Origin of the sequence: Mesorhizobium sp. M1399 (assembly GCF_040317735.1) — a bacterium.
Lineage (GTDB): Bacteria > Pseudomonadota > Alphaproteobacteria > Rhizobiales > Rhizobiaceae > Mesorhizobium.
Genome location: NZ_JAMYKZ010000006.1, coordinates 17425 through 38132 on the forward strand (window position 1 = coordinate 17425; position 20708 = coordinate 38132).

The following is a 20708-nucleotide window of genomic DNA, read 5'->3' on the forward strand; positions in this document are numbered from 1 at the left end:
GTGGCTGCCCCTCGTCTTGTCGTGCAAGCGGTCAGGTCAGCTTCCGAGCGCTGTTTTCACCGCTGCCGCCGCGTCGCCGCCGTCGAAGGTGGTGACGCCGGCGATCCAGGGAGCAACCGCGTCCGGGTGCTTCTTCAGCCAGTCGGTCGCGACCGTATTGGCGTCGCCACCCTTCAGGATCGCGTCCATCATCTCGCCTTCCATGTCCAGGTTGAACTTCAGGTTGGTGATGAACTTGCCGGCATTCGGGCACTCGGTCGTATAGCCCTTGCGCACGATCGTATGCACGGTGGCGGCGCCGAAGCCAGTGTCGCCCATGCCGTCGAGATAGGTGATCTTCATGGCGCCCATCACCGGATGCGGCGTCCAGCCGAGGAAAGCGATCCATTCATTGTTTTTGATCGACTGCTCGGCCTGGGTGAGCATGCCGGCTTCGGAGGATTCGACCAGCTCGAAGCCTTCGAGATTGTCGGCCGGGTTCTTGATCATGTCGAGGATGATGCGGTTGCCGTCATTGCCGGCCTCGATGCCGTAGATCTTGCCGTCGAACTTGTCCTTGAACTTGCCGAGATCTGTCAGCGTTTTGACGCCGGCGTCGGCGACATAGGTCGGCACGACGATGCCGTAGCCGGCACCGCTCAAATTCTCGCTCACGGTCTCGATCGAGCCTTCTGCGGTGTAGTCCTTGATGTCGTTGGTCATCGACGGCATCCAGTTGCCGAGGAAGACATCGAGGTCCTTGTTCTTCAGCGACGCCATCGTCACCGGCACCGAAAGCTGGATTACCTGCGGCTCGTAGCCGAGCGCGGTGAGCAGCACCGAGGCTATGCCGGTTGTCGCCTGGATGTCGGTCCAGCCGACATCGGACATGCGCACCGTCTTGCAGCTTTCCGGATCGCCGGCGAAGGCCGCAGTCGTGGATAGAAAAGCCGCCAGGCCGAGACCGGCGACGAATGAATTCATGCGCGACATCAAAATTCTCCCATTTCAGTTCTCGGTGAAGCGAAGTGGCGGTTTTATCTCCACCTTTGTTCCGTCAGCCAAACACCATTCTGCTGCGGTTTCAAGCACTAAGGCAACCACGATCAACGGCGCAGGCTGGTCGATCAACGACACGCCCCCCGCTTTCCGGATGGAAGTCGTCTTTTCCCGGTGGAATGTAGGCGCTCCCCCTCCCCGCTTTGTTGCAACTCGGCTTAAAAGGACGGCATGGCCAAGCTGTACTTCCACTATGCAACGATGAATGCCGGCAAGACGACGATGTTGTTGCAGGCCTCGTATAATTACCGCGAGCGCGGCATGACGACGATGCTGTTCATCGCCGGCCACTATCGCAAGGGCGATACCGGGCTGATCTCGTCGCGTATCGGCCTGGAGACGGAAGCCGAGATGTTCCGCGACGGCGACGACCTATTCGCCCGGGTCGCCGAGCATCATGACCACGCCACGGTCCATTGTGTCTTTATCGATGAGGCGCAGTTCCTCGAAGAGGAGCAGGTCTGGCAACTCGCCCGCATCGCCGACCGGCTGAACATCCCGGTCATGTGCTACGGCCTGCGCACCGATTTCCAAGGCAAGCTGTTTTCCGGCTCGCGCGCCCTGCTGGCGATCGCCGACGACCTGCGCGAGGTGCGCACCATCTGCCGCTGCGGCCGCAAGGCGGCGATGGTGGTGCGCCTCGGCGCCGACGGCAAGGTGGCCAAACAGGGCGAACAAGTGGCGATCGGCAAGGACGTCTATGTCTCGCTCTGCCGCCGCCATTGGGAAGAGGAAATGGGCCGCGCCGCCCCAGACGATTTCATCGGCTTCACCAAAGCCTAAACCAGCGCTATTGCTTTCATCCGACCTCCCGGCTGACATTCGTTCCGCAATCGCGCCATTGCGGCCTTTGTTGAGCGTGCTGCCTATTTTGATCCACTGCCAGAGCCGTCGGGAGTTCCCATGCTTCGAGTAATTTCGTCTGCAACTGCTTTCCTCATTGCCGGCATCGTTGCCGCGCATGCCGACGGCGATGCTGCTCTCGGCAAGAAGGTCTTCAACAGATGCATGGTCTGTCACGAGGCAACGAGCGACCGCGACAAGGTCGGCCCGCATCTGCTTGGTGTCGTCGGCCGCACCGCCGGCACCGCGGACAGTTATCTCAGCCGTTACTCGCAGGCGATGAAGGATGCCGGCGCCGCCGGTTTGGTCTGGGACGAAGCAAACCTTGCCGAATACCTGCGCGCGCCCCGGCAGAAGGTCCCCGGCAACAAAATGGCCTTCTCCGGCCTGACCAGCGACGAGGACATCGCCAACGTCATCGCCTACCTCAAAGCCGATCCCAAGCCTTGAGCGTCGCTCCCGAGCAAAAATCCAGCCGAGGTCGAAGCGGTGCCTGACCGGCCGGCAGTTACAGCGTAATCATGGCTTGATTATCCTGCAGTCGCCTCCTGAAATTCTTTGTTTTCCTGTAATCCCATGTCTTCCGTCTTTCATTCGCCAAACCCGGCACATATATTCGCGGCGGTTTGCGAAACGAAACCGATGCCGAAGCGGAGGCCCCAATGGCGACATTGCAGAATTTCGATGCCGAGATTGCCAAGACCAAGCAGGTCGTGCAGGACATGCGCACCAAGATTGAGCAGTCCGGTGCCGTGCTCGACACGCTCGCCACCGCCGACAAGAAGATCGGCGATGCCAATTTCGACATCGAGAATGCCCGCATCGAGGATGTGCTGAAGCAGCAGAAGGTGATGGAAGGCAATATCGCCGACCTGATCATCGGCCTCGAGGACGCTACCAACGTCTTCGGCGCCGAATTCGAGAGCATGAAGAACTACACCGGCTGGGAAAGTTTCGTCGGCGTCTTCTCCAGCCAGCGCAAGCAGCGCATGCGCACCGACCGCGTCCGCAACATGTCGCTGGCCGGCAATTTGCAGGAACTGCTGGCGAAGTCCGACACCATCGTCGGCATCCTCAAGGCGCAGAAGCAGGTTCTCGACACGCGCTACAAAACCTCCGAGGCCAGCCTGTCGCAGGTGATCGAGCGCCGCAAGACCACGATGTCCAATCTCGAGACCGTGCAGAAGCGCATCGAGGAGCTCAACCCGATGCTGCTCGACATCGAGAACAAGATCGCCGCCTCGACCAGCCAGAAGGGGCGCACGCAGCTTGAAGGCGAGCGTTCGAAACTGGCCACGGAATACAACGAGAAGCAGGCCAAGGAGCAAGAATTGCTGGCCGAAAGCCAGACGCTGGAGCGCTACACCTCGATGTTCCAGACCTTCGTCGATTCGCTCAACAACCAGATCGCGGCGCAATCGACGCTGATCAACAAGCTGACCATCGATACCGAGCAGCGCATCGTGCTGTACAAGGCGCTGGAAGATTCGCTGAAGACCGCCGCCCAACAGGATGTCGCCCACAAGATCAACACGCTGGGCAGCCAGGTCGACAACACCGCCGAAGAGACCATGGCCGGCATTGGTGCTGCCTCGCAGAAGCACATTGGCGATCTGCTTGAAATGCACGAGAAGAACATGGTCGCCACCGCCGACATCCAGCGCCGCAAGAAGCTCGCCGACGATGCCTTCGCCCGCCGCTTCGACGACGTGATGAAGAAGCACAATTCGGCAAATTACGTGCAGTCGTAATTGCTGCACGTGCACTGCTCCCAAGGGCTGGCAGCATGACCCCCGAAAACGAAGCGGCGGCGCGCTATTTCTCGGCGATCGCGGCGGCACTTGGCGGCCTCGAAGTGTTCATGCGCGACGATCGCTCGCCGCTCTACCGGCACGGCATCGTCGCCAAGATCGTCGCCGAATATATTGCGCGGCTCGACAAGTCGTTCTCATGCTGGCGCAACCGGCTGGGCTTCACCGAGACGTTCCGCATCTCGCGCGCCGAAAGCGGTTTTCCGGTCTTTCAGAACCTGCTCGAGCTGGAAAACGACCGCCTCCAGGCCGATGCGCGCCTCGCCAACCTCCCGCTGGCCGGCGAGCTGCGCGAGGAAATGGCGGACTTCATCCTGCGCCACAAGGAATTTCCCGAAGCGCTGCAGAAATCGATGGCCGAGCGGCTCTACCTCGAAGACGTCAAGAGCGAGACCACCTTTGGCCCGTTCACGCTGGCCCAGACGGCCAAGGTTTCGGTCAATCCGAAGACGTTGCGGCCCTATTATCTGGTCCACTGGGCCTGCTTCGATGGCAGCGCCAACCTGCCGCTGGTCTATATGGTGACGGTCGAGGATTCCTCGGATGACATGATCCGGCAACTGGTCGACTCCGGCGGCAAGCTTAATGAGAGGGTCGACATTCCGCTGCCGGTCGACGGCCTGCTCAATCCCGAGCTCGCCCACCGTTTCGACGATTTCACCGAGAAGAATTCCGCCTACACGCTGTCGCCGGCGACCATCGCGGTCAACCTCGACAAGGATTTCGAACCGCTGCATCCCAAGCAGTTGCGTCGCGTCGTGCTCGGCCCGTTCTATTCTGCAGGGATTACCGACAACAATTCGACGGTAAGCGAAGTGCTGGCCAAGGTGCGCAAGCCGGAAAACGCCTGGCTGCTGACCTGGACCATCCAGGAGGTCTTTTCCAAGGCCGAGAAGCCAGGCCGCAAGGGGCTGTTCTCGAGCGAAAAGACGACGCAGGAATTCTTCATCAATACCGACGATCTCGAGGCCGCGCGCCAGGGCGTGTCGAGCTATGAGAACCATGCGCTGATCCCGCACGAGGCCTATCAGGCGCTCTATGCCGCCGGCGAGGCGCAGAAGATCTTTTCGGGCTACAAGGTCCACATCCTGTCCAAAGGGCAGGTCATCAGCGACGTCTGACCGTCAAATCGCGGAGCATCTTCCATGGACACCGGCCTGACCACCATCCCGGAAGCGGCAATTGAAAAGCACCGCGCCACTGCGCAAAGTTTCATCACCCGCATCGTCGTGCTGGAAGACCCATCGCGCGAGTCCGGCACAGCGCTTGCCGGCACCAACCGCCGCTTCGTCTCGACCGTCTCGGTCGGCTCGGTTCGCCGCACGCGCGAGGTCGAGCTCGCCAAAACCGTCGCCGCCGTCCATCCCGACGACCAATTGCTGACCATACCGCAGCACATGCTGTTGTTTCGCGCTCGGCGCGGGGCGGCAATAGCGCTAGCCATATCGGATGTCTTCGCCGAAGGCTCGGACCTCGAAAGCCTGCAGGCGAAAAACGCCCGCGCGCCGCTCGAAGGCGACGAAGCTGCCACCTTCAAGAAGCTGCTGTCGGCCTCTGCCTACATCTCCGCCTTCAGCCTCGCCTCCTATTTGTTCCAGCTGATCGACAGCGACGGCGAGGCGCCGAACGACACGCCCGAGCCGGACTTTCTGTTCGACACCCCGCAGGATGCGGTGAAGTCGATCGTGGCCGGGCTCGACAGGGCGATAGCAGGTTCGAAGGACGACGCCGACCTGATGACCCGCGCCCGCGCCTTTGCCCGCGTAGCCATCGACGGGCTGTTGGCGCGAAAGGGCCGCTTCGACGGCATCGGCCCGTTCGAGAACGCCCATATCCGCATCGACGTCGACGATTTTACCCTCGATGGTTTCGACGTCGCCCCTGGCAAGCGGGCAAAACCGCTGGTGATGACCTTCAAGAAACCGGAAGAGGTCGTCGGCAACCACATCGCCAAGTACCAGTCGGTAAAGCTCGCCAAGATGCTGATGGCGTACGACTTCGAGCGCGAGCTGAACCCATTCGTCGAGCTTGGCGGCTTCCTGTTCACGTTTATCGGCGACGGCGCGCCCGGCACCGGCAAGACGACGCTGATCCAGATGATCGCCGGCCTTCTCAACGGCTACTGCCAAGTCGCCGGCTATCCCTTCGCCTACGAAAATTTCGGCGTCGACCAGATCTCCTCCTACCAGGGCAAGTCCGGCCAGAACTGCCGCCAGTTCATCAACAATGTGCTGAACCCGCGCGTCATCGGCTTCGGCACCATCGACGATATCGACCAGGTCGCCGCACGCCGCTCAGACGACCGCGCCTCGGCCGGCCAGCAGGAAATCACCGGTGTGCTGATGGACGCTTTTGCCGGTGCGGCAACCGTGGTGCGCGGCAATTGCTCGTTCGGCATGTTTTCCAACTATCCCGAAAACGTTGACGACGCATTGCGCCAGCGCGCCGGCGCACGCTGGCTGGTCGACGGTCCGCAGACCCGCGACGACTACATCGACATCTTCGTCCTGCTCGCGGGCAAGAACCACAAGATCCCGCTCGGCGACCACAAGCTCTATGCCGCTCAGGAAATCCAGCGCGCGGTGATGGAGGCTTACGAGGAGCATGAGAAGCCGCAGGAAGACGGGCTGATGAAGGTCTATGAGCGCTACATGAAGGACAACGGCGCGCCGAAGTCGATGGCCGATATCGGCACCTATCTGCACTTGATCAAGGATGCCGAGCCGCGTTTCACCGGACGCGCCATCAAGAACGTCACCGACGCGATCAAGATGCGCGCCATGGACATCGAATTGCCCGACGAGTGGTTCGAGAAGCCGGAAGCCTTCATGCACAAAAGCTACGACGACAAGAAGGCGATGATCGAGGAACTGCGAGGGCCGTTCTCGATGGACATGGTCATGCAGGAGATCAACCGCTATGCGGATTCCGAATTCCGCTATTCCGACAAGGCCGACGATGCGGCGGTGAGCAAGATGATCCGCGACACCCGTCTGCGGGAGCGTGCCGTCCGCGAGATCGAGGAGTTGAAGAAGAAGGGAATGTGGAATGCGTGATCTTCCTTCTCACCGGATAGCACTGTTTCCGGTGCGATGCATAAGCTCCCACAGCAACGCTGAAAGACGTGGCTCAAACGCTGACGCCCCCCTCTCCCCGTTCTTCACGGGGAGAGGGTAAGGGTGAGGGGCAGCGCATGCGTGGGCCAGAAATACACACAACCAAGCGCGCAAGGCGCCTGCGTCAATCCGACAACGATGCAGAAACCGCGCTCTGGCTGGAGTCGCGCGACCGCAGACTGAACGGCCATAAATTCGTACGGCAGTTGCCGATAGGCTCTTACTTCGTCGATTTCGCCTGCAGAGACTGCCAGCTCGTCGTCGAAGTCGATGGCAGTCAGCATGTCGGCAGCCAATATGATCGAATCCGAGATCGCTTCATCGTCTCCGATGGCTGGTCTATCCTTCGCTTTTGGAACGTAGACGTATTGAAGGAGCGGGAAGCAGTCCTTGAAACAGTGGTGGCTGCGATCGAAGGGCGCCTCGAACGCCATATCGAAACGCGTGATCTTCGATTTGTCGCCGCCAAAGGCTATGGAGAGACATGTCCTTGACCGTTTGCGCTGCCCCTCACCCTTACCCTCTCCCCGTGAAGAACGGGGAGAGGAGGGCGTCAGCGTTGGAGCTCGGTCATCCAGCGCAAGATCCGTTGGGACTACGCGCATGAGTCCCGCCAAGAAACCCGACCTGCTACGCGACAACGAGCTGATCTACGGCCGGCTGCTGACGGTCGACGAGCCGCATCTGATCCAGCGCTACAACAAGGCGATGGTCGCCTTCGGGCTGAAGCCGACCAAGCTGAAAAGCTTCGAGATCGACCGTACCGGCTTTTCGCCGCAGGTCGCCGAGGAATGCGGCGACTACAGCTACCTCGATCCGAACGAGGTCAACCGCCGCTTCATCATCCTGACGCCGTCGCAGATCGACCTGCCGGTGGTGCACACGGCTTTCTCCAACACCTCGCTGCTGATGTACGAGTTCATGTCGAAGAACCAGCGCGCCATCGATGCGCTGACAATCAAGGACGTCATCTACGGCGAGATCGAGGATTCAGTCCCCAAGGTCGACGACATCGAGGATCTGCTGTCGATCAATCAGGTCGAGTTCAAGGTGCTGTCGGCCGAGGACGTGCTGGGCAAGGCCGCCGAGCTCGGCAAGCTGGTCGACCGGCTGAAGCAGGAACCGGATGCCTGGCGCGACAATGCCATGCTTGCACACATGGTCGAGCTGGCGAAGGTCTGCGGCGACATCCGCGAGAATGCGCTGGTACCGGACCAGGTGATCTTCCGCCACAACGCCTATTGGACCAGCCATTTCGGCGGGCTCTATGTGTTCGTCGATCCGGACGTGACGACGGTGATCAGCGACCCGGCAGCGCCCGGCTTCCGCCGCTCGCGGCCGTGGCAGGTGAGCTATCTCTCGATCCATGACGCCGACAAGGTGTTCAAGTTCCTCGCTTCGACCGGCCGCATCGAGCTGCCTCGCGCCTCATGGATCGAAACCTCCGGCTATCTCGAGCATCGCGCCGAAATGGTGGTGCGCGCCCTGATCCGCGACGCCGAGCCCGACCGCAATCTGACCGACGTCGATAAGGTCTGGCTGCAGACCTGGATCCACGGCCACGCCGATCTGATCACCAGGGACGGCAATTTTCCCTTCCTCAACGCCGCCAAGCGCGAGATCGCCCAACTTGGCCATCTCAAGATAGAGGATGTGTTCCCGCAGCAGCGCTTCCTGGTGATCCGCGCCAAGCCGGACCATCAAGACGCCTGGCTGACCAACCAGCTGATCTCGGACTTCGTGCCGCAGGACTTCGTCTCGCGTTACGTCTTCAACAAGCCGGGCTTCTACAGGGATTATGACGGCTTCAGCGACGCTTGGCGATCGCATGTTGTGGACGTTCTGAAAACCACATATTTGAAGGACAAGGTGGCGTTTCGCACACGCCTCTACGGCTTGACTGACTGAGGGGGTGACATCGCCATGCTTGATCCGATCGTGAATTTCTTCACCCGGATTTTCCAGTGGATTGGCCGCGGCATCGGCTTGCTCATCGGCGCGATCCTGTGGCCGTTCCTGTGGGCGGGGCGCTGGTACACGCAACGCGGCTGGATCCTGAAGGCGGTGCTCGGCCTGGCTGTCGTCGTGCTGATCGGCCTCTACATTAATTTCTTCTACGCCACCCAGTGGTGGAACAATTTCGACCCGAATTACGTCGACAAATACACGTTCGAAAAGCGCAACAGCTCCGCCGGTGAACAGGTCTCTGCAGGCGCCGGCACCGACACGGCCAAGACCTGCGGAAATTCAGCCATTGCCCAGGTTGCGGCCGACCTGACCGACTTCAACGTCAACCAGAATGCCTGGGTGTCGTCGATGATCCTCTACAAGCTCGGCCTGTTCGGCATCGACTGGGACCACACGCCGTTCATGGACAACAAGGCTTCGTTCCAGCGCGGCATCAACCAGGCGGTGCGGCGCACGGCGACCGAGCTTGCCGACAATCTCGGCCGCGTCCGCACCACCTCGCAGATCGACGCCGACCTGCAGGACGCCCGCGGCAATCTGCAGTTCGATGAGGAAACCTGGTACTTCGGCTTGAACCCGTTTGGTCCCAAGACGCCGACGCCGAGCTATTATCGCGACGCGGTGCGCAAGCTGCGTTCCTTCAACGCCCGTCTGGCAGCCTGCCAGGCCACGTTCGATGCCCGCGCCGACAATCTCAAGCAGTATATCGACCGCATCTCGTCCGACATCGGCTCGACCTCGGCGATCCTCAAGGAGCGTGCCGAAAACCACAACAATGGCTGGTTCGACACCCGTGCCGACGACCGCTTCTGGTTCGCCTATGGCCAGCTTTATGCCTATTACGGGCTGATGAAGGGCGCGCAGGCCGACTTCGAGGACGTCATCAAGGAAAAGCACCTGCAGAACCTGTGGGATACGATGGACGCGCAATTCGTCTCGGCGCTGCGCATCCAGCCCTTCATCATCGCCAATGGCCGCGAGGACGGCTGGCTGTTGCCGACACATCTGACGACGATGGGGTTTTACATACTCAGGGTCCGCTCGAACATGGTCGAGATCAGCAACGTGCTGACGCAGTAGCGGATTGTTCCGCGCAGCCGGCGCTGGTGAATTTGCGCCGTTGCTTCTGTCGCTTTTCGCGTATTACGCGGCTGTTTTGAGACGGCGGAACCGCGCCTGCTCTGGCTTCTATACGGCGCGGCGACCGGCGCGAAAAAAGAACCTGTAGCAGGGCAGCCGACCGCAGAGGCACTTTCTTCGTAGGAAACATAGTTGCATGAAAGTTGACGCCGCGGCAGCGACAGGGGTAGAACATGCCCGCGCCTGCAGTGCCGGGCTTGCGACCACAGTAATCGAATCCGTTCAATTCAGAGGGAAGCCGTCATGGCCGAAGTGAAGTCCGACATCGAGATCGCGCGCGGCGCCAGGAAGAAGCAGATCCAGGAGATCGGCCAGAAGATCGGCATTCCGAGCGAACATCTTCTGCCCTACGGCCACGACAAGGCGAAGATCTCGGCCGAGTTCATCAAGTCGGTGAAGGGCAACAAGGACGGCAAGCTGATCCTCGTCACCGCCATCAACCCGACACCGGCCGGCGAAGGCAAGACGACGACGACGGTGGGCTTGGGCGATGGCCTCAACCGCATCGGCAAGAAGGCCATCGTCTGCATCCGCGAGGCTTCGCTCGGACCGAATTTCGGCGTCAAGGGCGGTGCCGCCGGTGGCGGCTACGCGCAGGTCGTGCCTATGGAGGACATGAACCTCCACTTCACGGGCGATTTCCATGCCATCACCACCGCCCATAATCTGCTGTCGGCGCTGATCGACAACCATATCTATTGGGGCAACGAGCTCGGCATCGACACCCGCCGTGTCGTCTGGCGCCGCGTCATGGACATGAACGACCGGTCGCTGCGCGAGATCATCTGTTCGCTCGGCGGCGTCGCCAACGGTTTCCCGCGCGAGGGCGGTTTCGACATCACAGTCGCCTCGGAAGTCATGGCCATCCTGTGCCTGTCGACCGACCTGAAGGACCTCGAAAAGCGCCTCGGCGACATCATCGTTGCCTATCGCCGCGACAAGTCGGCCGTCTATGCACGCGACCTCAAGGCCGACGGCGCGATGGCCGTACTCTTGAAGGACGCCATGCAGCCCAATCTCGTGCAGACGCTGGAGAACAACCCGGCTTTCGTCCATGGCGGCCCCTTCGCCAACATCGCGCATGGCTGCAACTCCGTCGTTGCCACCACGACGGCGCTGAAGCTTGCCGATTACGTCGTCACCGAAGCCGGTTTCGGCGCCGATCTCGGTGCCGAAAAGTTCTTCGACATCAAATGCCGCAAGGCCGGCCTGAGGCCGGCAGCGGCGGTCATCGTCGCCACGGTTCGCGCCATGAAGATGAATGGCGGCGTCAAGAAGGAGGAACTCGGCAAGGAGAACGTCGAGGCGGTCAAGAAGGGATGTGCGAATCTCGGCCGCCACATCGAGAACATCCGCCAGTTCGGTGTGCCGGCCGTGGTCGCCATCAACCATTTCTACTCCGACACCGAGGCAGAGATCCAGGCGATGAAGGATTATGTCGCCTCGATGGGCGAAGAGGCGATCCTGTGCAAGCACTGGGCTCAGGGATCGGCCGGCATCGAGGAACTGGCCAAAAGAGTCGTGGCGTTGGCCGAATCCGGCGCGTCGCAATTTGCCCCGCTCTATCCCGACGCCATGCCGCTGTTCGAGAAGATCAACACCATCGTCCAGCGCATCTATCGCGGTTCCGAAGCGATCGCCGACAAATCGGTGCGCGACCAGCTCCACGCCTGGGAGCACGCCGGCTACGGTCATTTGCCGGTCTGCATGGCCAAGACGCAATATTCCTTCTCCACCGATCCGAATCTGCGCGGCGCGCCGACCGGCCACACCGTGCCGGTGCGCGAGGTCAGGCTGTCTGCCGGCGCCGGCTTCGTCGTCATCATCTGCGGCGAGGTGATGACCATGCCCGGTCTGCCCAAAGCGCCATCCTCGGAAAAGATCTTCCTGAACGAAATGGGCCAGATCGAGGGCCTGTTCTAAGGATATCAACGCTCGAACGGCAAAGGGCGCCGCAACGCTGCGGCGCCCCTCTGCCTGCTCGCAATAGTCTCCTACGCCGCGCTTCGCGCCAGCGCGCGCTGGTTGGAGGCATAGGGTGTGTCGTGCTGGGGTACCACGCCGGTCTTCAGGCAATCGATCCATTCGGCGGTTTTGAGAACGGCCGCGAAGCGCGACTGCAATACGATCGTCACGACGCGATGGATTTCCTCGCCCGAAGCGTAGCCGGCGCTGTTGGCGTAGGGCAACGACCCCGTCGCGTCCGACAGGAACTCGACCTCAAAACCCATATGCACGGCATGGATGACCGTGGACAGATCGCAATTATGCGTCATGTAGCCGATGACCGTGATCGTATCGATAGAGTTGGCGCGCAGCCACTCCTCTAAATCCGTGCCGGTGAAGGCGCTGGGCAAGTTCTTTTCGATGTAGTGGTCGCGGTTTCGCCTGGCGATTTCCGGGTGCAACTCGGCGCCATGGCTGCCCTTGGCGAAGACCGATGAGGTTTCCGGTGCCAACTGCTTGATGACCACCACCTTGACGCCTGCCTCGGTGGCCGCGTCCATCGCTCGCGCCACATTGACGACGCTCTCGCGGAACGGCGGATGCTGGATGGCGAGGTTGCCGCCGTCATAGTCGTTCTGAACATCGATGACGATGAGGGCGCGGCGTGGAGCTTTGCCTTTGGCTGGGTCCGACATGGGGTTTTCCTTTCCCGTTTGGCATTGATGGGTGGACGATAAGCGCGGCGCCGGATCGCAAAAAGTGTCCCGATTGACATTGTTCGAAAGAATTGGGACAATCGGTGTCACCCTTTGCTGGAGCTCCCATGGCCGATCCTGTCGTTGCCGCCATCGCCTTCGATGGCATCAGCCCGTTTCATCTCTCCGTGCCGTGTCTCGTGTTCGGCGCGGATCGCACGACGCTCGGCCTGCCGCGCTTCGACTTCCGGGTCTGCGCGATTGAGAACGGGCCGATCCGCACTGATGCCGGGCTGACCATCAGCGTCCCGCACGGGCTTTCAGCGCTCGATGATGCCGACATCGTCATCGTGCCGAGTTGGAACGATCTCGGGATCTCACCGCCGACGACACTGATCGAGGCGTTGCTTGGCGCGCACGAGCGCGGCGCGCTGATTGTCGGACTGTGCTTGGGAACGTTCGCTGTCGCGGCGACCGGATTGCTTTCGGGGCGGCGAGCCGCGACGCACTGGGCCTACGCGGATCAGCTGCAGGAACTCTATCCCGACATTCTCGTCGAACCAGAAGTGCTCTACATCGACGATGGCGATGTCGTGACATCCGCCGGCGTAGCCGCCGGGCTTGACTGCTGCCTGCACGTCGTACGGGCTCGTTACGGCGCGGAGGCAGCGCTTCGCCTTGCCCGGCAGATCGTGCTTTCTCCGCATCGGCAGGGCGGGCAGGCGCAATTCATCGAACGTCCCATCGCCAGGACCGGCAATGCGGACCGCTTCACCCAGGCTCTCGAAACGGTGCGCAAAACCCTGAGTGATCCGCACAGTCTGGACAGCGTTGCCGGTCTCGCCGGCCTCACTCGCCGGACGTTCACGCGCCGTTTCCAGAAAACGATCGGCACCAGTTTCGGCGACTGGCTGACCGACCAGCGTGTGCAACTGGCGCAGCGGCTGCTGGAAGCAACGGAAAAATCGATGGATACGGTTGCCTTCGAGGCCGGCTTCGGCAGCGCCACCTCGCTGCGCCAGCATTTCGCAGCGCGGCTCAGAACCTCGCCCGTGCAATACCGGCGCGAATTCTCGAGGAGTGTCGATTTGGATAGACGCGGCGCTTCACGCTGATCCGGCTCACCCGCTCCTGATTACCCGTGCCGGATTGCCGACCACCGTGGTGTTCGCCGCCACGTCGCGCGTCACCACGGCACCGGCGCCGACGATGGCGCCATCACCGATCCTGACCCCGCCGAGGATGATGGCACTGCCGCCGATCCAGACATTGTCGCCGATCTCGACCGGCCTGGCGATCTCCAGCCCTGCCCGCCGCCCGGCAGCCTGCTTGTGGTGCTCGGCGCAATAGATCTGCACATTCGGGCCGAGCAGCGTTCCCTTGCCGATGCGGACTTGCGCCGTATCGAGAATGGTGCAGCCGGCATTGAGGAAGACGCGGTCGCCGAGAAAGATGTTGAAGCCATAAGCGCAGTGGGACGGCGCTTCGATCCGGGCGCCCTCGCCTGCAGCGCCGAGCAGCGCCCGCAAGGCAGGCCCGATATCGCCGCGCTGTCGTGGTGGCAGGCTGTTGTGCTCGAACACCGCGTCGCGTGCCGTGATCCGCAGCGCCTCCAGTTCCGGGTCGAGGCAGCAATACCACTCGCCCGCCGCCATTTTCGTGCGTTCGCTCCCCGTCATGGTCGCAACTCCAGTCTCAATCTTTGCCAAGCACAACTGGTGAAAATACGGAAGCGCCGGCGGCGACACCACCTCTGGTCAAATACCGGACCTATGGTAGCTTGCTCTCTCGGACCTGTCCCAAGCCGGCCATCGAGGGATCAATCATGCTGTACATTCTTGCACTCCTGATTGGCATCGTTGCCGGGCTTCGCGCCATGACTGCGCCCGCCGCGGTCGCCTGGGGCGCCTGGCTAGGCTGGTTGCCGGTCACCGGCACCTGGGCGAGTTTCATGGGTCACTGGATCGCCGTCGGCATCTTCACCATCCTGGCCATCGCCGAACTGGTCACCGACCAGCTGCCATCAGCGCCGAGCCGCAAGGTGCCGCAGCAATTCGGCACGCGCATCGTCTTGGGCGCTTTCACCGGCGCGGTGATCGGCGCCACCGGCGGCGCCACCATCGGCGGCCTGATCGCCGGCGCCGTCGGCGCGGTGATCGGCACGTTGGGCGGCGCCGAGGCGCGTAAACGCCTGGCCACCGCCTTCGGCAAGGACCCGCCCGCCGCCTTCATCGAGGACGCGGTGGCGATCGTCGGCGGGCTTCTGATCGTGGCGGCGGTGGCATGACGGCAAAGACATTCGACGCCATCATCGTCGGTGCCGGGCAGGCCGGCCCACCGCTCGCCGGCCGGCTGAATGCGGCCGGCATGAGCGTGGCGCTGATCGAGCGAAAGCTGGTCGGCGGCACTTGCGTCAATACCGGCTGCACGCCGACCAAAACGATGGTGGCAAGCGCCTATGCCGCGCATCTCGCCCGCTGCGCCGCGGACTACGGTGTGACGCTCTCCGGTCCCATCGGCGTCAACTACAAGGCGATCAAGGCGCGCAAGGACAAAGTCTCGAACGATGCCCGCGGCAATCTCGAAGACTGGATTGCCGGCATGGACAAATGCACGCTCTATCGCGGCCATGCGCGCTTCGTGACCGCCAATACGGTGCGCGTCGGCGACGATCTGCTGAGCGCCGAAAAGATCTTCCTCAACACCGGCGGCCGCGCCTCGGTGCCCGACCTGCCCGGCATCGACGGCATTTCTTACCTGACCAATTCGTCGATGATGGATCTCGACGTGCTGCCGCGCCATCTCATCGTCGTCGGCGGCAGCTATGTCTCGCTCGAATTCGCGCAGATGTTCCGCCGCTTCGGTTCCGAAGTCACGGTCATCGAAAAGAGCCCGCGCCTGATCGGCCGCGAGGACGATGACGTCTCGGACGCCATTTTGTCGATCCTCGAAAACGAAGCCATTGCCGTCCATCTCGGCGCCGACGATATCCGCTTCGCCAGGCGAGGCAACGAAATCGCCGTGACCTTCTCGCCAGGCAAGGCGGCTGCGGTCGGCTCGCATGTGCTGCTGGCCCTGGGCCGCACGCCAAACACCGACGATCTCGGCCTCGACAAAGCCGGCGTCGAGGTCGACAAACGCGGCTTCATCGTCGTCGACGACCAGCTGCGCACCAGCGTGCCCGGCATCTGGGCGATGGGCGACTGCAACGGCAAGGGCGCCTTCACCCACACCTCGTACAATGACTACGAGATTGTCGCCGCCAACCTGCTCGACAACGATCCGCGCAAGGTCAGCGACCGCATCGAGGCCTATGCGCTCTATATCGACCCACCACTCGGCCGCTGCGGCATGACCGAAGCCGCGGTAAGGAAATCCGGCCGCCGCGCCCTTGTCGGCCAGCGGCCAATGACCCGCGTCAGCCGTGCCGTCGAAAAAGGTGAGACGCAAGGCTTCATGAAGATCCTGGTCGATGCCGACACCAAGGAAATCCTCGGCTGTTCGGTGCTCGGCCCGGGTGGCGACGAGGCAGTGCACTGCGTGCTCGATCTGATGTATGCCAAGGCGCCAGTCAGTACGCTGGCGCGCGCGGTGCACATCCACCCGAACGTCTCGGAGCTTCTGCCGACCATCGCCCAGGAATTGAAGCCGCTGGCATAGGCCGGGCGCAGGCGTTATCTCGCGATCCTTTGAGCGCCAGGCCCGGATAGAGCCGTGCGCCCATAGCGCGAAAAGCTGGACCAATCGACAGTGTATTGGCGAAAGGGCATGTGTTCGGTCTCGTTTCCTGGAGACAGTCCATGCAGAAATCCATCGAACGCATCGCCGGCGACAGCGAGGGCGTTTCCTACGAATTCCCCGTCTTCCGCTTCACCGGAACGGACAAGACAGCGCCTTCGGCCTATCTGCAGGCGGCACTTCATGCCGGCGAATTGCCGGGCGTCGTTGCCATCGATGCGCTGATGCCGATGCTCAGCAGGGCGGAAGCCGAAGGCCGCATCAGCGGCAATATGACCATCGTGCCCTGGGCCAATCCGATCGGCCGCGCGCAATATCTCTATGGCGACCATCAGGGCCGCTTCCATCTGGGGACGCGCACCAATTTCAATCGCGGCTTTCCGCGGCTCGCCGCGCCCGACCTCACGCTCCTGCCGGCGCACGGCACGGTCGATCAGCGGCTGAAGACGCGGCTGCTGCAGCTCTCCATCGGCCACGACATCGTGCTCGACCTGCACTGCGACGATGAAGGCCTCGCCTACCTCTACGTCCACACCAGCCTGTGGCCGGCCATGGCGGATTGTGCGGCGGCTATGGGCGTCGATGCGGTGATGCTGTGGCACGAAGATCCCGACGGCACCTTCGAAGGCGCCTCGATCATGCCGTATCAGAACGTTCCCGCCGACGTCGCGCGCCTCGATCGGCGCGTCGCCACCACCGTCGAATATCGCGGCATACTCGACGTCGACGGCGCCCTCGCCGGCGCCGACGCCGAAGGGCTCTACCGGCTGCTGGTGGCGCGCGGCGTCATCCGGGATCAGGCGCTGCCCGCGTCTGGCAGCTTCGGAGGACTCGTCGCGCCGATCGAAAATATCGAGATGATGCCGGCGCCCCGTTCGGGCGCGATCCTCTACCACGTGAAGCCGAGCGACCGCGTCACCCAGGGTGCGCGCCTTGCCACCATCGTCCACGCGCCGGGTGAGCCCGACGGCCGCACGGAAGTGTTGGCGCCCCAGGCCGGCCTCATCCTGACACGCCGCTCGCGCCGCATAATTCGCGCCGGCGAGGACCTCTTGAAGCTGGTCGGCGACAGGAAGAGTGCCGATGCAAGGTCGGGGACGCTGGAGGACTGACGCAACCCGCCAGGCTACCCCGAAATCGCCTGTCGCGCCTTGGACTCCAGCCATTCGGCCATCTGCCGGTAAGGCACCGGACCATGGCTCACGCGGGCGACGCCGAGTTCGGCAAGCCTCTGGCGCGGCGGCACATGCGCCAGTGCAATGATGTTGACCGGCAATGCCGTTGCCTGGCAGAGCGCCTCGATCAGGCCTTCATCGGCAAGCCCCGGCGCAAAGAAGCCATGCGCTCCGGCCCTTTCGTAGGCGTGCGCCCGCTCGATCGCCTGATCGAGGAGAGCCTTGTCGTGCGCATCCGGTTTCGCCTTCAGGAAAATGTCGGTTCGGGCGTTAATGAAGGCCGGAATACCCGAGGTCTTCACGGCCGCCGCGGCGGCTTCGATCCGCCTCACCTGTATGGCGATGTCGTGCAGCCCACTGCCGCCGACAATCTGATCCTCGAAATTAAAGCCGACGGCTCCAGCCTGCACGGCGAGCCCCACGCTGCGGGCGACAACCTCCGGAGCGACCCCGTAACCGCCCTCGAGGTCCATGGTTACCGGCAGATCCACCGCCGCAACGATGCGTTTGATGTTTTCGAGCGCCAGTTCCAACGGGATTTTCTCGCCATCGGCGAATCCGAAAGCGGCCGCGACCGGCCAGCTTCCGGTGGCGATGGCCTTGGCCCCTGCTTGCGCGATGATCTTGGCGGAGCCTGGGTCCCAGGCATTGTAGAGGACAATCGGGTTGCCCTTGACATGGAGGGAATGGAACGTCCGTGCGCGGTCGATCTGCTCGGTCATCGATGTTTTCCCGTCTTCCTGCTGTTTGATGCAGAGTCTAGGCAGGACTGCCGGTCTTGGCCATGTGCCATGGGTTGCGAAAGCAGCAGCCACCCCACAGACTTTCAAAACTGTTGCGCATACCGCTTTTCGCGGCTATGGATTTCGCCATGAATATGCGTTCGATCAAGACCATTTGGTGGTGGGCTCGCTGACAGCGGCCTGTTCGAACGCGTTCGCGTGACAATAGAAGGTGGCCGCAGCGGAATGTCCGGGCGGCCATTTGTTTTTTCAAGCCATTCCCGGGTCCGTTGCCCCAAAGACGCTGATGGAGACGGCAATGACGACGAAAATTCTGGAGAATGGCGCCGAGCGCTTCGTCACCGCGGGTGGCGTGGCGATTACCCGCCAGCGCCATGACCGGCCATATGAGGGCGCGATCGACGGCTATGTCGATGGCCTGAATTCGCGCCGCGGCGCCGTGTTTTCCTCGAATTACGAATATCCCGGCCGTTATACGCGCTGGGATACCGCCATCATCGATCCGCCGCTGGTGATCTCGGCACGCGGCCGCGCCATGCGCATCGAGGCGCTGAACCGCCGTGGCGAGGTGCTTTTGCCGGTGATCGGTACGGTGCTTGCCGGCCTTGACGATGTCACGATCGCCGAGACGTCGAACAAACTCATCCGCCTCGAGGTCGCCAAGCCCGGCCGTGTCTTCACCGAAGAGGAACGCAGCCGCGTTCCCTCCGTGTTCACCGTGCTGCGCGCCATCACTGCTTTGTTCAAGACCGAGGAAGACGCCAATCTCGGCCTCTATGGCGCCTTCGGCTACGACCTCGCCTTCCAGTTCGATCCGGTCGACTACAAGCTCGAGCGCAAGCCAAGCCAGCGCGATCTCGTGCTGTTCCTGCCCGACGAGATCCTCGTCGTCGACCACTATTCCACCAAGGCCTGGACCGACCGCTACGACTATTCCGGCGACGGCTTTTCGACCGAAGGCCTGCCGCGCGACGAAATCGTCGAGCCGTTCAGGACCGCCGACCGGATCCCGCCGCGCGGCGACCACGAGCCCGGCGAATATGCCAAGCTGGTGCGCAAGGCGATGAAGAGCTTTGAGCGCGGCGACCTGTTCGAAGTGGTGCCGGGGCAGATGTTCTACGAACGCTGCGAAACCCAGCCCTCCGAGATTTCCCGCAAGCTGAAGAGCATCAATCCCTCGCCCTATTCCTTCTTCATCAATCTCGGCGAGGGCGAATATCTGATCGGCGCCTCGCCGGAAATGTTCGTTCGCGTCAACGGCCGCCGCGTCGAGACCTGCCCGATCTCCGGCACTATCAAGCGCGGCGACGATGCCATTTCCGATAGCGAGCAGATCCTCAAGCTGCTCAATTCCAAGAAGGACGAGTCCGAACTCACCATGTGCTCGGATGTCGACCGCAACGACAAGTCGAGGGTCTGCGAGCCGGGCTCGGTGCGCGTCATCGGCCGTCGCCAGATCGAGATGTATTCGCGCCTGATCCACACCGTCGACCACATTGAGGGACGGCTGCGCGAAGGCATGGACGCCTTCGACGCCTTCCTGTCGCATGCCTGGGCCGTCACCGTCACCGGCGCGCCGAAATTATGGGCCATGCGCTTCATCGAGCAGAACGAGAAGAGCCCGCGCGCCTGGTATGGCGGGGCGATCGGCATGGTCAATTTCAACGGTGACATGAACACCGGCCTGACGCTTCGCACCATCCGCATCAAGGACGGCATTGCCGAGGTGCGCGCCGGCGCCACGCTGCTCTTCGACAGCATACCCGAAGAAGAAGAAGCCGAAACCGAACTGAAGGCATCCGCCATGATCTCCGCCATCCGCGACGCCAAGTCAGGCAATGCCGCCAGCACCGAACGCAGCACCGCGCGGGTCGGCGATGGCGTCAACATCCTGCTGGTCGACCACGAGGACTCCTTCGTCCATACGCTGGCCAACTATTTCCGCCAGACCGGCGCCAATGTCTCGACGGTGCGCACGCCGGTGCCGGACGAGGTCTTCGACCGGCTGAAGCCAAACCTGGTCGTGCTGTCGCCCGGCCCCGGCACGCCGAAGGACTTCGACTGCGCCGCCACCATCAAGCGAGCCCGTGCGCGCGACCTGCCGATCTTCGGCGTCTGCCTCGGGCTGCAGGCGCTGGCCGAGGCCTATGGCGGCGAGCTGCGGCAATTGCACATCCCGATGCATGGCAAGCCGTCGCGCATCCGCGTGTCGAAGCCGGGCATCATCTTCTCCGGCCTGCCCAAGGAGGTGACGGTCGGCCGCTATCATTCTATCTTCGCCGATCCGGTGCGGCTGCCCGATGGTTTTGTCGTTACCGCCGAGACCGAGGACGGCATCATCATGGCCTTCGAGCACCGCAAGGAGCCGATCGCCGCTGTGCAGTTCCACCCGGAATCGATCATGACGCTCGGCCACAATGCCGGCATGCGCATCATCGAGAACATCGTCGCGCACCTGCCGCGCAAGGCCAAGGAAAAGGCCGCTTAATTCGAG

The 20708-nt window shown here is 62.3% G+C and carries 19 protein-coding genes; 14 read left to right on the forward strand and 5 right to left on the reverse strand.

The genetic code is table 11. The annotated features are described in order from the left end of the window. Positions 1–36 precede the first annotated feature (36 nt). Positions 37–972 carry a choline ABC transporter substrate-binding protein gene (locus tag NKH05_RS11575; RefSeq protein ID WP_023719231.1) on the reverse strand — a complete coding sequence of 312 codons (936 nt, stop codon included), beginning with the start codon at positions 970–972 and terminating at the stop codon, positions 37–39. 15 nt (positions 973–987) lie between these two features. Next, positions 988–1116 (reverse strand): hypothetical protein, encoded by a 129-nt coding sequence (locus NKH05_RS11580; RefSeq protein ID WP_280940418.1) that lies wholly within the window; start codon positions 1114–1116, stop codon positions 988–990. Positions 1117–1209: 93 nt separating this feature from the next. Here NKH05_RS11580 and NKH05_RS11585 point away from each other — a divergent pair, with 93 nt between their 5' ends. The 9 genes from NKH05_RS11585 (at position 1210) to NKH05_RS11625 (ending at position 11839) form a co-directional block, all read left to right on the forward strand. After that, complete coding sequence (locus NKH05_RS11585; RefSeq protein WP_352856582.1) at positions 1210–1821, forward strand: thymidine kinase; 612 nt, start codon at positions 1210–1212, stop codon at positions 1819–1821. Positions 1822–1941: 120 nt separating this feature from the next. Then, on the forward strand, positions 1942–2331 hold the full coding sequence (locus NKH05_RS11590) for a c-type cytochrome (RefSeq protein WP_023719233.1): 390 nt from the start codon (positions 1942–1944) through the stop codon (positions 2329–2331). A 212-nt stretch (positions 2332–2543) separates the two neighbouring features. Next, positions 2544–3632, forward strand: a complete 1089-nt coding sequence (locus NKH05_RS11595; protein ID WP_352494786.1) for a hypothetical protein — start codon at positions 2544–2546, stop codon at positions 3630–3632. 35 nt (positions 3633–3667) lie between these two features. Then, entirely contained in the window at positions 3668–4813 is a 1146-nt protein-coding gene (locus NKH05_RS11600; protein WP_023719235.1) for a hypothetical protein, read from the forward strand. Positions 4814–4837: 24 nt separating this feature from the next. After that, positions 4838–6748, forward strand: a complete 1911-nt coding sequence (locus NKH05_RS11605) for an AAA family ATPase (protein ID WP_353025413.1) — start codon at positions 4838–4840, stop codon at positions 6746–6748. 137 nt (positions 6749–6885) lie between these two features. Then, positions 6886–7302, forward strand: a complete 417-nt coding sequence (locus tag NKH05_RS11610; RefSeq protein WP_353025414.1) for an endonuclease domain-containing protein — start codon at positions 6886–6888, stop codon at positions 7300–7302. Positions 7303–7411: 109 nt separating this feature from the next. Then, positions 7412–8716 (forward strand): DUF6638 family protein, encoded by a 1305-nt coding sequence (locus NKH05_RS11615; protein WP_023719238.1) that lies wholly within the window; start codon positions 7412–7414, stop codon positions 8714–8716. 15 nt (positions 8717–8731) lie between these two features. Further along, complete coding sequence (locus NKH05_RS11620) at positions 8732–9856, forward strand: DUF2333 family protein (RefSeq protein WP_023719239.1); 1125 nt, start codon at positions 8732–8734, stop codon at positions 9854–9856. Between the two features lie 303 nt (positions 9857–10159). Next, positions 10160–11839, forward strand: coding sequence for a formate--tetrahydrofolate ligase (locus NKH05_RS11625; protein WP_023719240.1), 1680 nt, complete (start codon positions 10160–10162; stop codon positions 11837–11839). A 71-nt stretch (positions 11840–11910) separates the two neighbouring features. Here the strand turns inward: NKH05_RS11625 and NKH05_RS11630 are convergent, their stop codons facing one another. Beyond that, on the reverse strand, positions 11911–12558 hold the full coding sequence (locus tag NKH05_RS11630; RefSeq protein ID WP_352482061.1) for a cysteine hydrolase family protein: 648 nt from the start codon (positions 12556–12558) through the stop codon (positions 11911–11913). Positions 12559–12686: 128 nt separating this feature from the next. Here NKH05_RS11630 and NKH05_RS11635 point away from each other — a divergent pair, with 128 nt between their 5' ends. Further along, a complete protein-coding gene (locus NKH05_RS11635; RefSeq protein ID WP_353025417.1) occupies positions 12687–13673 on the forward strand; it encodes a helix-turn-helix domain-containing protein in 987 nt (328 codons plus the stop codon). Positions 13674–13679: 6 nt separating this feature from the next. Here NKH05_RS11635 and NKH05_RS11640 read toward each other — a convergent pair whose 3' ends face one another. Beyond that, positions 13680–14237 (reverse strand): sugar O-acetyltransferase, encoded by a 558-nt coding sequence (locus tag NKH05_RS11640; protein ID WP_023719242.1) that lies wholly within the window; start codon positions 14235–14237, stop codon positions 13680–13682. Between the two features lie 146 nt (positions 14238–14383). Here NKH05_RS11640 and NKH05_RS11645 point away from each other — a divergent pair, with 146 nt between their 5' ends. From NKH05_RS11645 to NKH05_RS11655, 3 genes are all read left to right on the forward strand, one after another. Then, complete coding sequence (locus tag NKH05_RS11645) at positions 14384–14845, forward strand: DUF4126 domain-containing protein (protein ID WP_352482058.1); 462 nt, start codon at positions 14384–14386, stop codon at positions 14843–14845. Continuing rightward, entirely contained in the window at positions 14842–16218 is a 1377-nt protein-coding gene (locus NKH05_RS11650) for an FAD-containing oxidoreductase (protein ID WP_352494781.1), read from the forward strand. Before NKH05_RS11645 ends, NKH05_RS11650 begins: the two co-directional genes overlap by 4 nt. 140 nt (positions 16219–16358) lie before the next feature. Then, positions 16359–17408: a M14 family metallopeptidase gene (locus NKH05_RS11655; RefSeq protein ID WP_353025420.1), complete on the forward strand. Its 1050-nt coding sequence runs from the start codon at positions 16359–16361 to the stop codon at positions 17406–17408. Between the two features lie 14 nt (positions 17409–17422). Here the strand turns inward: NKH05_RS11655 and NKH05_RS11660 are convergent, their stop codons facing one another. Beyond that, positions 17423–18193 carry an isocitrate lyase/PEP mutase family protein gene (locus tag NKH05_RS11660; protein WP_023719246.1) on the reverse strand — a complete coding sequence of 257 codons (771 nt, stop codon included), beginning with the start codon at positions 18191–18193 and terminating at the stop codon, positions 17423–17425. Positions 18194–18512: 319 nt separating this feature from the next. On the opposite strand from NKH05_RS11660, the gene NKH05_RS11665 reads away from it, so the two are divergent. Next, complete coding sequence (locus NKH05_RS11665; RefSeq protein WP_352494779.1) at positions 18513–20702, forward strand: anthranilate synthase; 2190 nt, start codon at positions 18513–18515, stop codon at positions 20700–20702. Positions 20703–20708: the final 6 nt, after the last annotated feature.

Coding starts and splice junctions, on each gene's coding strand:
- NKH05_RS11625 (WP_023719240.1), top strand. CDS start 10,160: ATGGCCGAAGTGAAGTCCGACATCGAGATCGCGCGCGGCGCCAGGAAG.
- NKH05_RS11615 (WP_023719238.1), top strand. CDS start 7,412: ATGAGTCCCGCCAAGAAACCCGACCTGCTACGCGACAACGAGCTGATC.
- NKH05_RS11665 (WP_352494779.1), top strand. CDS start 18,513: ATGACGACGAAAATTCTGGAGAATGGCGCCGAGCGCTTCGTCACCGCG.
- NKH05_RS11585 (WP_352856582.1), top strand. CDS start 1,210: ATGGCCAAGCTGTACTTCCACTATGCAACGATGAATGCCGGCAAGACG.
- NKH05_RS11620 (WP_023719239.1), top strand. CDS start 8,732: ATGCTTGATCCGATCGTGAATTTCTTCACCCGGATTTTCCAGTGGATT.
- NKH05_RS11590 (WP_023719233.1), top strand. CDS start 1,942: ATGCTTCGAGTAATTTCGTCTGCAACTGCTTTCCTCATTGCCGGCATC.
- NKH05_RS11650 (WP_352494781.1), top strand. CDS start 14,842: ATGACGGCAAAGACATTCGACGCCATCATCGTCGGTGCCGGGCAGGCC.
- NKH05_RS11575 (WP_023719231.1), bottom strand. CDS start 972: ATGTCGCGCATGAATTCATTCGTCGCCGGTCTCGGCCTGGCGGCTTTT.
- NKH05_RS11600 (WP_023719235.1), top strand. CDS start 3,668: ATGACCCCCGAAAACGAAGCGGCGGCGCGCTATTTCTCGGCGATCGCG.
- NKH05_RS11595 (WP_352494786.1), top strand. CDS start 2,544: ATGGCGACATTGCAGAATTTCGATGCCGAGATTGCCAAGACCAAGCAG.
- NKH05_RS11635 (WP_353025417.1), top strand. CDS start 12,687: ATGGCCGATCCTGTCGTTGCCGCCATCGCCTTCGATGGCATCAGCCCG.
- NKH05_RS11640 (WP_023719242.1), bottom strand. CDS start 14,237: ATGACGGGGAGCGAACGCACGAAAATGGCGGCGGGCGAGTGGTATTGC.
- NKH05_RS11645 (WP_352482058.1), top strand. CDS start 14,384: ATGCTGTACATTCTTGCACTCCTGATTGGCATCGTTGCCGGGCTTCGC.
- NKH05_RS11660 (WP_023719246.1), bottom strand. CDS start 18,193: ATGACCGAGCAGATCGACCGCGCACGGACGTTCCATTCCCTCCATGTC.
- NKH05_RS11630 (WP_352482061.1), bottom strand. CDS start 12,558: ATGTCGGACCCAGCCAAAGGCAAAGCTCCACGCCGCGCCCTCATCGTC.
- NKH05_RS11610 (WP_353025414.1), top strand. CDS start 6,886: ATGCGTGGGCCAGAAATACACACAACCAAGCGCGCAAGGCGCCTGCGT.
- NKH05_RS11655 (WP_353025420.1), top strand. CDS start 16,359: ATGCAGAAATCCATCGAACGCATCGCCGGCGACAGCGAGGGCGTTTCC.
- NKH05_RS11605 (WP_353025413.1), top strand. CDS start 4,838: ATGGACACCGGCCTGACCACCATCCCGGAAGCGGCAATTGAAAAGCAC.